We start from the raw sequence: 10,736 nt of genomic DNA on the forward strand, positions 1-10,736 counted from the left end.
TCATACGCCACGAGGAAAACGCCAAGTTCAAACGGCATAAATCTTTCGAGTTGACGCGTCCCTCACTAGGCTAGGGCCCCTTTGTCCTTGCAGACATATAGCGGGGATCGTACGTGCGCAGAAGTAGACATACGACTACACAGCTTTCCTCTCGCTGTGTGGCAACTTCGCTTTGATGTCTTCGACTACTTGCCTTTATGTTTGGCCTTCTTTTTAGCGGCACGGATCTGAAATTTCCGTTGCGCTTCCTCGCGTCGAGCGATTCGCGAAGCTTTCTTCTTGTTTGCGTTAGCTAATTCAAAATTTAATTTTGTCGCTTCTTGGGCTTTCGAGGACACCCCTGAGGTCTTGCGTTGCTCCTTATTGACTTTCCGCTGCAGGCGTTTGGGATTTCCTCGCTGTGGCTCTTCAAGAGTGCCAGGTATAGGTACGGAACGATGGGCACGTTTGACTAGGGAAGAACCATTGACGAGCAGCCACTCATAAAGTTCGGCATTATTAGGCTCGGGGCCGAAAACTACTCGGACGGCGCGGAGTTGGTTGTTGCTGGAAGTCTCGTAGACTCCGCACCAAAATTGTCCATCGTGAAAAAGGGTGAATTGAGCAGGCAAAGTTGTCTCCAGGTACGCTAAAGCGGACCTGACGACGCTGGATTCCTTAGCTCTCATGAGAGTAAGAGCTAAAGCGACGGATAGCACTAGCTAGTGCTATCGCTCAGACTTCCTACTGAGACTGTGCGTTTTGCGCATCAGGATCTTACGGGAGGTAACAATAACACACCCTGATTCTGAGGAAATGCAGCACGCAGACCGTGCACACCCTCCCGATAGGATAAGCGCCAGCACCGAAAGGAGAAGAGGAATGTACATAGTTATTGTCTTGGCTGCGCTGGTGTGTGCCGCCGTCTTGGCCGTCCAGACCATCCGCCGCGAACAGCCACAAGACCGTATGCGAGTCGCTGCGATTGGAGGCGGGACCAGCGTGGCAACGGTTCTTGGTGCCTATATCCTTTTCGCCCTCGCGGAGCTGCCGCTAATTTTTACCGCACTTATTGTGTCGCTTGGACTGCTCGCCCTGTGGGCTCTCCTTTTCGGGGCCTGTCTATCCGAAAGAATCAGCAGGTAAACCCACGTTCTGGCGGACATATGTGAAAGCATACGTCGTGCCATATGTTAAGACATATGATAGGACTGACGGGCACGCTGACTTACCACACAACCCCAGGTTATCCACAGGGGTTTACCTAACTGCCTAGCGGCAGGGGAACCGTACGTGACTTTCGCGGCAGCAAAAGAAACCCCAGAGTCAATTAAAAACTCTAGGGTTCCTCGCTTGTTTTCTTCACGAGCTCAGCAAGAGCAGTGAGCCACCGATTGTTCCAGTACCTACATTTTCAATTGCCACAATGAAGCGGCTTCGCTTGTTATTACCCATATTTTGCTCCTTTTCTTGATTCGTGTGGACAGCGGACATTTCCAAAAAGATTTGACCTACAGTTTCACTAATCCAAAGAGCAATCAGAAACAACACTGCGAATGCTAAGGTACCCAGGGATTTGAACCCTAGATCACTGCTTAGCTCAGCCCGTGAAGCCCTTTTATTATAACACTTTTATTATAAAAAAGCAAGTGGAAACCACTCAGTTTTAAGTCGAATATATATGCCTATTTAGTCAAAGTTGCGTAGTTGGCAAACAACAGCTCATGGCGCTGCCGGGCGGTCGTGAGCTTAGTGGGAGTATTGCGAAACCTCCGCGCGCACATTAGCCTAAGACATGACAGCATGGTTCGTCCCTGAATCATCGCTGCACAATAAAAAGGGCCCCAACGAGCGGCTACTCGTTGAGACCCTCGGGCCTTAAAGACCCACGTGAAGCATCACCGCAATGAGCCTCACGGTAGCGGTCACAACGTTGAGGACTCCGCTCACCAGGTTAAGGATTGCAGCTCCTTTGGTGGCGGGGTCTTTTCTCTTGTGACCGGGTGTATCCAATGAGTGTTTACCCATTGTCTACCTCCCTTTGCGTCGTAGGGTTGTCCGCTCGCCTGAAAAAAGGGCGCGCGGGACAGCCCACGTCACGCGCGGGCCTTACCGCGCACCGACGAGGAAGTCACGCCCACACCCCACCACGAGTAGCGGGGGTGGTTGTGAACCAGAAATAACGTTAGCAGCCGCACCTGACGAGACCTAGAAGCATGATTCCACCCTTGCCTTTATAAAAGCCGCCCACGAGGCAAAATGCACACAGAGACACTCGTAGCCGTACTTGGACTCATCAATCTCGTCGTGTGGAGAATGTTTTCTCTAAATCGGATTGCGCAGGTTACTCGTAGGTTAAAGAACTGTGTGTAGTTAATAAATATGAAAAGCTTGATTTAAATGTATTGTTGCTAGATCTTCGCATGTCCATTTGTTACGTACCTAGGCAGGTGATTTTCGTGGCTGCACCGTTTTACAGAAAGGAAGAAAATGACAAGCTCGCTTGTCGCCGACGGAATAAAAATAATCCGTGGGAATAGAGTCATCATCAACAATTTTTCGTCAAAGCTGAGATCCAGTGACATCGTGGCAATGGTAGGGCGAAATGGGGCCGGAAAATCAACCATCATGTCAGCGCTGACAGGCCACCTCATACCTACCGAAGGAAAGATTCACGTCCTGTCGGACAAAAAAGAGAAAGATGACGACCTATCTTCTTCGGTTGCCTTCGTATCACAAGGCCGTCCCCTCTATTCGAGTATTACGGTAGAGCAGCATACTCGACTAGCCCGTGACATTAACGACTCTTTCAACTATCAGTGGGCAAAAGAAAAAATTGAGTCACTCGGAATATCCGGGAAATCAAAAGTATCTCAATTATCTGGCGGACAGCATACTCAAGTCGCGCTGATTATTTCTCTAGCGCGGAATAAAAAATTCATGATTCTCGATGAACCTATGGCTGATCTAGATCCAGTAGTTAAAATCTGGGTTCGAGAACTCTTGGAACAGGCGGCGAAAGAAGATGGCGTTGGGATATTAGTATCATCGCATACCGTATCTGATTTATCTGCAATACTTACCCACCTTTGGGTAATTGAAGAAGGAGATCTTCTTGCGGCTGTAGAGAGAGAAGAAATTGATCCACAAAAAGATAGTGCCTTTGAAGAATTTGTGCTTGAACATCTGACTAGGAAAGGCCTCTAATGCTAAAAGTAGCTTTACACTACTTCAAAATTGACCGACCCGCTTGGCTATCATGTGCGGCAATTCTTGTGCTACTGGCGTTACTGGCGGCATACGAAGTCAATTTCAAGCCTTATCTTGGGATGACTGAAATGCTGGCCGGTATTGTCCCCATGTTCGCCGGAATTGTGTGGGCAGTGGCTTTATTCTCTAAAGAATTTGAGACGAAATCTGTTGTCTGGTCCTTAAGCCAAGATCTCTCTTCCTCCAAGTGGTTTTTCTGCCGTATTATTAGCCCTCTAATCTCAGCACTAATCTTTGGAGTTTGTGTATGGGGGATTGTGGAAGTCAGTCAGCTGCGCTCGGACGGGTTGAATCAAGTTAAAAACATGATGTCGTACTCGTACATCGCTGGCCATGCCCTCTACCCAGCTGTGGTGACGGTACTAATGGTGTCTATTGCTTCGATTGCTGGCGTAGTTTTTAAAAAATCAATTCCCGCTGTGGCCGTAACTTTCGCATTAGGTTTATTGGTAGGAACGACAGGAGCTTCTTGGCTTAATCCTCTCCTTCCCGTTGAAAAGGGGGAATTTTCAGGGCCACACCCAGATCCAGCCCTTCTTCCAGTCCCCGGCGATATTCTTGAATCAGAGCCAATCGAAAACGGAAAATACTTGGTTGAGTTTTATCCAAATTCAGCGTTCTGGCAAGCGCAGACGCTTTACACCTTAATGTGGCTCCTACTTTCACTAATCCTTTTGGTCTCCACGCTTTTTCTATTTAAGCGGGCTTCCAAAAAGGCGATTTAGTCTCTGGAGAGTTGTCTGCGCTTAAGCGCAGACAACTTCACAACATCATCGATAAGTTCTATGACCTTGATTGCCAACTCCAGCTTCTTCCCGGAAGTGGCGTCAGGGTCTTTTCCTTTATGGCTGAGTGTGCCCAATGAGTGCTTATCCATTGTCCGTCTCTCTTGCCCGACTGGACTCGCAACATAATATCGCCTCCGACACGTATCGCAGCTTTCCACGGTGGGAAACGCGCACCGAGTTACTCGTAGCCGCACCCAAGTCTGTCAATGTCTCCGCCCAACGCCCTAACTAGACGTAAAAAAGAGCAGGTAGAACTACACAACATCGGACATATGCTAAAGCATATGGTTAAACATATGTCCTGCCATATGGCAAGACATATGGCAGGACTGACGGGCACGCTGATTTACCCTCACAGCTGCGCCGCTTTAAGCGTTTTTCAACGCCCGATACACCGTAGGACGGGTAACCCCGAATTCCCGCGCTAGTGCTGCCTTTGACTCCCCCGCCAGCACACGCCGCTTAATCTCCGCTACCTGCTGCGGGCTAAGAGCCGGCTTGCGACCTTTGTACTTGCCTGCCTTTTTCGCCAACGCAATCCCCTCTGCTTGGCGCTCGCGGATAATGGCCCGCTCAAACTCCGCAAACGAACCTAAAATACCCAGCATTAAATCCGCACGCGGATCCGTGGTGTCTTTCGCAAACGCGAGATTCTCATGCAGAAAAGTAACAGTCACACCCTTGCCGGTAAGTTCATCAACAATCCCGCGCAGATCCGTCAGCGATCGGGCGAGGCGGTCAATCGACGACACGACAAGCTCGTCCCCGTCGCGCACATACGCCATACACTCGACAAGCCCAGGGCGCGCAGTCTTAGTGCGGCCGGAAATCTTATCTTCAAAGAACCGGTCAATCCTGCCGGAAGCATTGAGTAGTTCTTTCTGACGCTGATTATTCTGCTCCACCGTGGAAACACGGATATACCCCACCCGCTGCCCATGCGAACCAGAGTCATTGCCCATTAGTCTTCGCCCCGCGAAGGGTTAAAGGCAGCATTCTCCTGGGCAATGACCGCATCACGATACGACTCAACCACCCGCGCCAAGTCAGACAACTGTGCCCCGTCGAGACCATCAGCATCAGCAAGCAAGGACTGCACAATCCTGCCCAACGCCTGCTGCCCCGACGACAACCCACCATGCAGATCTTTCACCCGCACCAACGCGGGCACAGAGTCAATATGACTTTCAATATGGAAACCATCAGATGATAACACCACACTCACCACTTTCTGTAAATATAAGGACTAGACCCCGCTAGACACGTGTAAAACAATGCTAGGAACGGCCCTATTTTACAGGAAACATTCCGCCACACACCGGCGTAACAATAGGGTGTGCCTAAGTTGAACACAATTGCCTTTGGTCACGTAAGCGCGTATGTTGATTTGTAAGACATGAATACATGATGAATTGAGAGAAACTATGAAATCCATAACCATCCGCATTCCCGACGAACTCAAGGCCCTTATTGCCAAGGAGGCCGAAGGAAACGGCCAATCCCAGAGCGATTACCTTCGCCAAATCCTCGAGACGCAAATCGGGCAGATCAACAAAGAAGAATTCCAAAGGCAATCCCAGCAGAATTTTTCCTTAAGCGTCGTTGAACGCAAGACCTTGTCCCTGGGATGTCAACTTTTACTCGCCGCTCACGGTGACCTACCTGACGAGCTATATGACGCAGAATCCATCCAGGACACGATGAAAGCCCTTGAATATGGGTATGCAGGAGAATATCCCCGTATATTTTCCGGCGCCAATGACGGATTAACCTATGAGGAATGCAAGCTTGTGTGGGACATCCTTGACATGTTTCGGGTGATTAAATACAGCATCCAAGACCTTGGTAGACACGGTTGGGAACAGACCGGTGTTGTCGACGCTGAATACTACGGCTCTTTCCGAGGGTTTGATTACCAAATCGATCTTGAATCCAAGCTCGCTGGCTACGTGGACTATCTTGTCGAAACTTGCCGCTGGGAGGAACAGAAAGAGTTCCTTCAAACTCAAGGTGGCAACTCCCACAGTGAGATGTTGCCGACCTATCGCGCCATGCTTGCAGAATTTAAGCCGGCATGGCGCAAGGCCGCGAGTCGAGGCGCCCGTTCTAACCTTAATGCGAAGGAAATTAGTCGTGTGCTGTTAGCCGCCCCGGAAACTCAGCTTAAGTAAAAAATAAAAAGCTGTTCACGACGGACGTAAGACATAATGCATAATACTGCAGACTAGACCAACGGTTGCCAATAAAAACGAAAAGCGGCCCTGAGCTATAAGCTCAGGACCAGAATTTCTTTTAATTTGCAGGTGATTCCTGCTCAGTGAGAAATACTTTACCTCCCCCTCCGCAATGACGCAAACCTGGAAACCGCGAAAGTTAGATAGAAAGCCAGCATGAGAGCCTCAAACCGCCAACAACTCATCAATAACATCCCTACCCCGAGATTCCAGACCTATCTCGCCGCAGCAAACCAAGATCCGGAGAAAGCTCTTGCCCTGTATCAATGGAACATCGATGTAGCTGCCGCGGTGACTAGCACTCTAGCTATCGTTGAGGTTGCCCTTCGCGACACTATTGATCAACAGCTGAGAAAATGGAACATTATCAAAGGTGGAACCTATGAGTGGATCACCAGACCTCAAGTGCCGCTTTCTCACATTGTTCGACCCACTCCGCCCCCAAATTGGTTAAATTCTCCCCACCGTCGACCAGGGGATTTATACGGAAAATGGTGGGAAGCCAAAGCGCAGGGAGTCATGAAAGACCCTCAAGGGAACCGTACGAACCCATCCCCCACCCATGATGACCTAGTGGCATCTCTAACATTCGGGACATGGCCACATCTCATTCCCAAACCCATCAGTCTGGGCGGGCGCTCCACCGCTCCGCAAATTGACATCTGGAACGAGGCAATAAATTTGAAAACAAACATCTGCGGTACAGGTAAAGGTTTTAATACTTCAGCGGGCACCGCCTACTCCTGGTGCTCAACCTTGCTGCACGCGAGAAACCGCGCTTCGCATCTCGAACCGCTACTAGATGTCGCTACGCTACGCCACTGGCACAGAATTGCTAGTCGCACTGTCAATGCTCTGTGGCCAGGGGCAGAAGTATGGATTACTGGCCCCGCCCGAATACCGGACGTCATTCGGCGTAAACCACAATGAAAAGGCTTTCTTAAGAACAGTCTCCAAATACTATTCTTGTATCAAATCTTGTCGAAGCCCCGAGGGTTCTTACGGACTCAAACAGCGCGCAGTTTCGACCTAGACCAACGGGGATTTTCTGCGGGTTCCCTTCTAAGACTCGGGTTGTATCAAGCCGGTTTCTTTGAGCCAAAAGCACAGCTCATCGAGAGCGTAGAGCTTGTCGATGTTCCAGTGGCTGTCCCAGGCGGTGTAGCTTATATTTCCTTCCAGCCCTACAGGGCTAGATGTTCGGGGGCTACCTAACAAGGTTCAGATCCTTGCTCGCAATACGAGCGCAACGACCTTAGCCATATCCCGCAGTACAAAGCGGGAAACTAGAACTTTCGCCAAAGTTGGGGCTTGTCCTAATTGTTTTCCGTTAAAGCATGCTGCTGCCGGCGCGTTCGCTAACGTCTAAGAATTGCTTTTCACTAGGCAAGGAACGACGTTTCAAGAAAATCCTCAAGACTCCAATAGTCAGGGTCGAACCACGCAACGCCTTCGTCGACTTCGACTGCGACTAAGTGGTCAGGCAATAAGATGAGGAAATCATTTATCTCGGTGCGGATGCCTTGGCGTTGTAGCTCTTGTGCGACTCGTTCAGTGCTCTCCTGTGCGGTCTCGGCGGGGCGACGATTAAGGTCAACGCCATAGAAGGTATCTGTGATTGACAACTCTATGTACTTCATTTCAACGGTGACGCACTTACCGTCCTCCACACAGCACACAATCTTGCGGCCAGGATCACCGGGTTCTAGTGTTTCGATATCAACCCAGCCTTCAAACTGCTCTTCATACGTATCGGCAGTCAGCTCAGAGTCGTAGCATGCTTTAGTAGCCTGGTTCACCGTCATACCGGGTTTTACGGGCAAGGGACAGGTACCTTCAATTTTCATTTTCTCGATGCACTTCCTTTTTCGTCGGTTGTTTAGTACGCCAAGGTCTTCGGTTAGGCTGTCGCGTAAGTCAGACTGCGCACTCGTGTGATTGAAATTGGCTGGCTATTCCCAGCAAATAGCCACGACTTTGCCGAATTGGTACGACAAAGCAATGGTTCCATTTTCGTGGGGAATGGTTATGCCGTCACGATTATGTTCAAATTCGATCCCCACATCTTTTAGGGCTTTGACAAACTTTCGGCTCGACAATGACAGTGGGATATCAAGGAAGCTATCTGTCTCCCGCGCGTTTAAGATTTCTATTGAGGTAATCAATCCGTCGTTTTCAAAGCCCTTAATGTCGTAGTCGATTCCCCCGATCTCACATTTGCCAAAAATTTGGCCCGTGCTGCCTATCCCGAGATAAGAAATATCTAGGTATCGGTAATCAGACAGAAGATTTTCGTAATATGAAACAGGTGCAGATAGCTGCAACGGTTCAGGAACATCAAAAGTAAACTTCATTTTCTACAACTCCTTGACGCAAGATGTTTATCTTCTCGACCCTGCCTTTTAGAAGATTCAACTTAGACGAGGGCTCTATTCTTTGCAGTCTAGGCCACAAGTGTGGCGTAGTTTGGCTTCATCGCTAGATTGTCTGCCGCTCGACTGTTTCCGATACAGAGGTCAAGTCCCGTGTAGTGGTGTAGCCGTTTGTGCCTTCGGCTCGGTAAGAAGTTCGGGGCTTGTTACAGCGATGCTTCCGCGTGTTTGGAGTCTGGAGCGCCGTTTTGAGATGCCTCAGGTTGTGTTTCGTCTGACTACTATTCTGCAATAGGTGTTGACGACCAGGAACGGAGAGGGCCGTCGTGGAGCCCTTGGAAAAACTGGTATTTTTCTAGCGGGATACGCGCAGGGGGATCGAAGTCGGGAGCTGCTGTTAACTCATTAGTGTGTGGGTCGACAACGCATGCTGGTGTTAGACGTGCCAAATAGCCGTCCGTCCCATAGAAAGCGTCATCATATGGTGACACACCTAGTGGTGCGAGGATGGCTTCTATCTGTTTCTCCCCAAACTGAGACCACATAATCTGCGCGTGTTCTTGTGTAAACGTTTCTTGCGGAAACTCAGTGACCTTGGGCAGGGAGTCAAAATCAAAACCGTAATCCTTGAAAGATTCACTTTGATCCTCGAGGTACGACATGGAACGGTGCAGCGTACCATCAGCTTTTAACTGTTTATGGCTGCTAAAAGATCTGTAGAAGCAGCAATCAAATCGGCCTAAAGGGTCATCGGGTAATTCGGAGGGAAGCGCGCACATCATAAACTCTATTTCTCCATAGCTTGCGCGATGGAAAAAGGCTACATCGTCGGTATCTACCCACGGCGTATGCATAATTTCGATGAAGTAAGGAACTTGTGACTCAATTTCTTTCTTGCGCGCCAAAAGGTAGGCAAATTCAGAAATCCACGGCATCTTTGGCTCTTTGGTAAAGCAGCAGGGGCTAAACACTGCAGTCCATTCTGACTCGGTGGGGACGAATACAAACTGTGTAATGTGGTTTTGCGGTTTAAGTAGCTCTGCAAGCTGGTTCCTGCCAGCAGATACCTTGTTCGTATGAACCATACATTCGATTGTCTGGCTTTGAAGATAAAAATAAGGCTTTGTATACCGACTTTCTATTCCTGATGCCCACTGCTGAAATTCTTCAACCACGGTAGATAGTGGAAACCGAAGAAGCGCCACAGCATGGGATACCGGTGCTATGGAATGGGTGTAGAAATACTTCGTCATTGTCTTTAGTTCCCTTCGTGTTTGCGGTCCCAGGTGTGTTCACGACGTTCAAATAAAGCGCATGGCCCGTACTTTTTAGGCAAAGGGTATCCACTATTGATAAGTGTTGCACGCCCAGTGAGGAACTGTCTGTTGAAGGGATCGAGCCCAAAAAGCTGTGCACACTCGAAGAGATCATCGGTAGTAAACCGCTTGCGTAGTGGACCTTTTTTGGTTTTGAGTCGTTCTAGTCCGGGAAAGGCGAAGTCTTCGCCGTCAGGCCAGTCGGTAAAAGCCTGGAACCGGGTTTCTCCTTCCCCAATACCTACAATAAAAGTGTCGTATCCTCGGATTTCAGCGGCAGGGGCGCGTTTGCCGATAGCGGCATCCATATCGTAGGTGCCGATGATGAGGCACTTGTTGCCTGAGCGGTAATTCCACCCTTTGACGATTTTGCGTTCATCTGGCTCATCCACGATACGTAGCTCCGTCATACCGGGAACAAAAGGAATAGAACCGTTATACCTAACGGTTGCGAAAAAGTCGTGATTGTTGCTCGTATCATCGCAGATAAACCACACCCAATTAGGATTCGTGGTTTCCAAAATTGCTGCCCAACGACGAGGAAACTTCGGATCGTGCACCCCAAGACGCAGCGCATGAGGAAGATCATCGACGGTAGTATCAATGTCCACATACTGCTGCGACCAGTAACTATTAGCTGTTTCTAAAGGCGTGTGGAAAACACGTGACCGTGCGGCAGCCTCAACCGCATAATCATAAGGTAGCTTCAAAAATAACTGATCATAAGAATACGGGGCTAGCAGATAGTCAATATCTCGCCGCAGGTACACTCTCATC

General features: G+C 49.3%; 13 protein-coding genes. 5 read left to right on the top strand and 8 right to left on the bottom strand.

What is annotated here, in order from left to right:
* Positions 1–185: 185 nt before the first annotated feature.
* Entirely contained in the window at positions 186–611 is a 426-nt protein-coding gene (locus ACLI1L_RS12575) for a YjdF family protein (protein ID WP_411708401.1), read from the bottom strand.
* A 250-nt stretch (positions 612–861) separates the two neighbouring features.
* Here ACLI1L_RS12575 and ACLI1L_RS12580 point away from each other — a divergent pair, with 250 nt between their 5' ends.
* The 3 genes from ACLI1L_RS12580 (at position 862) to ACLI1L_RS12590 (ending at position 3,974) form a co-directional block, all read left to right on the top strand.
* Positions 862–1,125 carry a hypothetical protein gene (locus tag ACLI1L_RS12580; RefSeq protein ID WP_411708402.1) on the top strand — a complete coding sequence of 88 codons (264 nt, stop codon included), beginning with the start codon at positions 862–864 and terminating at the stop codon, positions 1,123–1,125.
* A 1,344-nt stretch (positions 1,126–2,469) separates the two neighbouring features.
* A complete protein-coding gene (locus tag ACLI1L_RS12585; RefSeq protein WP_411708403.1) occupies positions 2,470–3,186 on the top strand; it encodes an ATP-binding cassette domain-containing protein in 717 nt (238 codons plus the stop codon).
* Positions 3,186–3,974 (top strand): ABC transporter permease, encoded by a 789-nt coding sequence (locus tag ACLI1L_RS12590; RefSeq protein ID WP_411708404.1) that lies wholly within the window; start codon positions 3,186–3,188, stop codon positions 3,972–3,974. Before ACLI1L_RS12585 ends, ACLI1L_RS12590 begins: the two co-directional genes overlap by 1 nt.
* On the opposite strand, the gene ACLI1L_RS12595 is transcribed toward ACLI1L_RS12590, so the two are convergent.
* From ACLI1L_RS12595 to ACLI1L_RS12605, 3 genes are all read right to left on the bottom strand, one after another.
* On the bottom strand, positions 3,971–4,126 hold the full coding sequence (locus ACLI1L_RS12595) for a hypothetical protein (protein WP_411708405.1): 156 nt from the start codon (positions 4,124–4,126) through the stop codon (positions 3,971–3,973). The two genes, ACLI1L_RS12590 and ACLI1L_RS12595, sit on opposite strands and share 4 nt — an antisense overlap.
* Positions 4,127–4,405: 279 nt before the next feature.
* Positions 4,406–4,999 carry a recombinase family protein gene (locus ACLI1L_RS12600; RefSeq protein WP_411708406.1) on the bottom strand — a complete coding sequence of 198 codons (594 nt, stop codon included), beginning with the start codon at positions 4,997–4,999 and terminating at the stop codon, positions 4,406–4,408.
* The gene (locus ACLI1L_RS12605; RefSeq protein ID WP_411708407.1) at positions 4,999–5,256 is read right to left on the bottom strand and encodes a hypothetical protein; all 258 of its coding nucleotides are present in this window, start codon (positions 5,254–5,256) and stop codon (positions 4,999–5,001) included. The genes ACLI1L_RS12600 and ACLI1L_RS12605 overlap by 1 nt, the downstream gene beginning before the upstream one ends.
* A 205-nt stretch (positions 5,257–5,461) precedes the next feature.
* On the opposite strand from ACLI1L_RS12605, the gene ACLI1L_RS12610 reads away from it, so the two are divergent.
* Together ACLI1L_RS12610 and ACLI1L_RS12615 are read left to right on the top strand one after the other, a co-directional pair.
* Entirely contained in the window at positions 5,462–6,208 is a 747-nt protein-coding gene (locus ACLI1L_RS12610) for a YfbU family protein (RefSeq protein WP_411707072.1), read from the top strand.
* 219 nt (positions 6,209–6,427) lie between these two features.
* On the top strand, positions 6,428–7,201 hold the full coding sequence (locus ACLI1L_RS12615) for a hypothetical protein (protein ID WP_411708408.1): 774 nt from the start codon (positions 6,428–6,430) through the stop codon (positions 7,199–7,201).
* 452 nt (positions 7,202–7,653) lie between these two features.
* Here ACLI1L_RS12615 and ACLI1L_RS12620 read toward each other — a convergent pair whose 3' ends face one another.
* From ACLI1L_RS12620 to ACLI1L_RS12635, 4 genes are all read right to left on the bottom strand, one after another.
* Positions 7,654–8,118 carry a hypothetical protein gene (locus ACLI1L_RS12620; protein WP_411707073.1) on the bottom strand — a complete coding sequence of 155 codons (465 nt, stop codon included), beginning with the start codon at positions 8,116–8,118 and terminating at the stop codon, positions 7,654–7,656.
* A gap of 105 nt (positions 8,119–8,223) precedes the next feature.
* The gene (locus ACLI1L_RS12625) at positions 8,224–8,625 is read right to left on the bottom strand and encodes a hypothetical protein (protein ID WP_411707074.1); all 402 of its coding nucleotides are present in this window, start codon (positions 8,623–8,625) and stop codon (positions 8,224–8,226) included.
* Between the two features lie 299 nt (positions 8,626–8,924).
* Positions 8,925–9,818, bottom strand: a complete 894-nt coding sequence (locus ACLI1L_RS12630) for a hypothetical protein (RefSeq protein ID WP_411707075.1) — start codon at positions 9,816–9,818, stop codon at positions 8,925–8,927.
* Positions 9,819–9,901: 83 nt separating this feature from the next.
* On the bottom strand, positions 9,902–10,735 hold the full coding sequence (locus ACLI1L_RS12635) for a hypothetical protein (protein ID WP_411708382.1): 834 nt from the start codon (positions 10,733–10,735) through the stop codon (positions 9,902–9,904).
* Position 10,736: the final 1 nt, after the last annotated feature.

This window comes from Corynebacterium sp. LaCa117 (assembly GCF_046717765.1).
Classification (GTDB): domain Bacteria; phylum Actinomycetota; class Actinomycetes; order Mycobacteriales; family Mycobacteriaceae; genus Corynebacterium; species Corynebacterium kefirresidentii.

Bases quoted from the DNA above. Each gene is read 5' to 3' on its own strand.
- ACLI1L_RS12625 (WP_411707074.1), bottom strand. From the start codon at position 8,625: ATGAAGTTTACTTTTGATGTTCCTGAACCGTTGCAGCTATCTGCACCT.
- ACLI1L_RS12580 (WP_411708402.1), top strand. From the start codon at position 862: ATGTACATAGTTATTGTCTTGGCTGCGCTGGTGTGTGCCGCCGTCTTG.
- ACLI1L_RS12595 (WP_411708405.1), bottom strand. From the start codon at position 4,126: ATGGATAAGCACTCATTGGGCACACTCAGCCATAAAGGAAAAGACCCT.
- ACLI1L_RS12600 (WP_411708406.1), bottom strand. From the start codon at position 4,999: ATGGGCAATGACTCTGGTTCGCATGGGCAGCGGGTGGGGTATATCCGT.
- ACLI1L_RS12615 (WP_411708408.1), top strand. From the start codon at position 6,428: ATGAGAGCCTCAAACCGCCAACAACTCATCAATAACATCCCTACCCCG.
- ACLI1L_RS12610 (WP_411707072.1), top strand. From the start codon at position 5,462: ATGAAATCCATAACCATCCGCATTCCCGACGAACTCAAGGCCCTTATT.
- ACLI1L_RS12620 (WP_411707073.1), bottom strand. From the start codon at position 8,118: ATGAAAATTGAAGGTACCTGTCCCTTGCCCGTAAAACCCGGTATGACG.
- ACLI1L_RS12635 (WP_411708382.1), bottom strand. From the start codon at position 10,735: ATGAGAGTGTACCTGCGGCGAGATATTGACTATCTGCTAGCCCCGTAT.
- ACLI1L_RS12585 (WP_411708403.1), top strand. From the start codon at position 2,470: ATGACAAGCTCGCTTGTCGCCGACGGAATAAAAATAATCCGTGGGAAT.
- ACLI1L_RS12590 (WP_411708404.1), top strand. From the start codon at position 3,186: ATGCTAAAAGTAGCTTTACACTACTTCAAAATTGACCGACCCGCTTGG.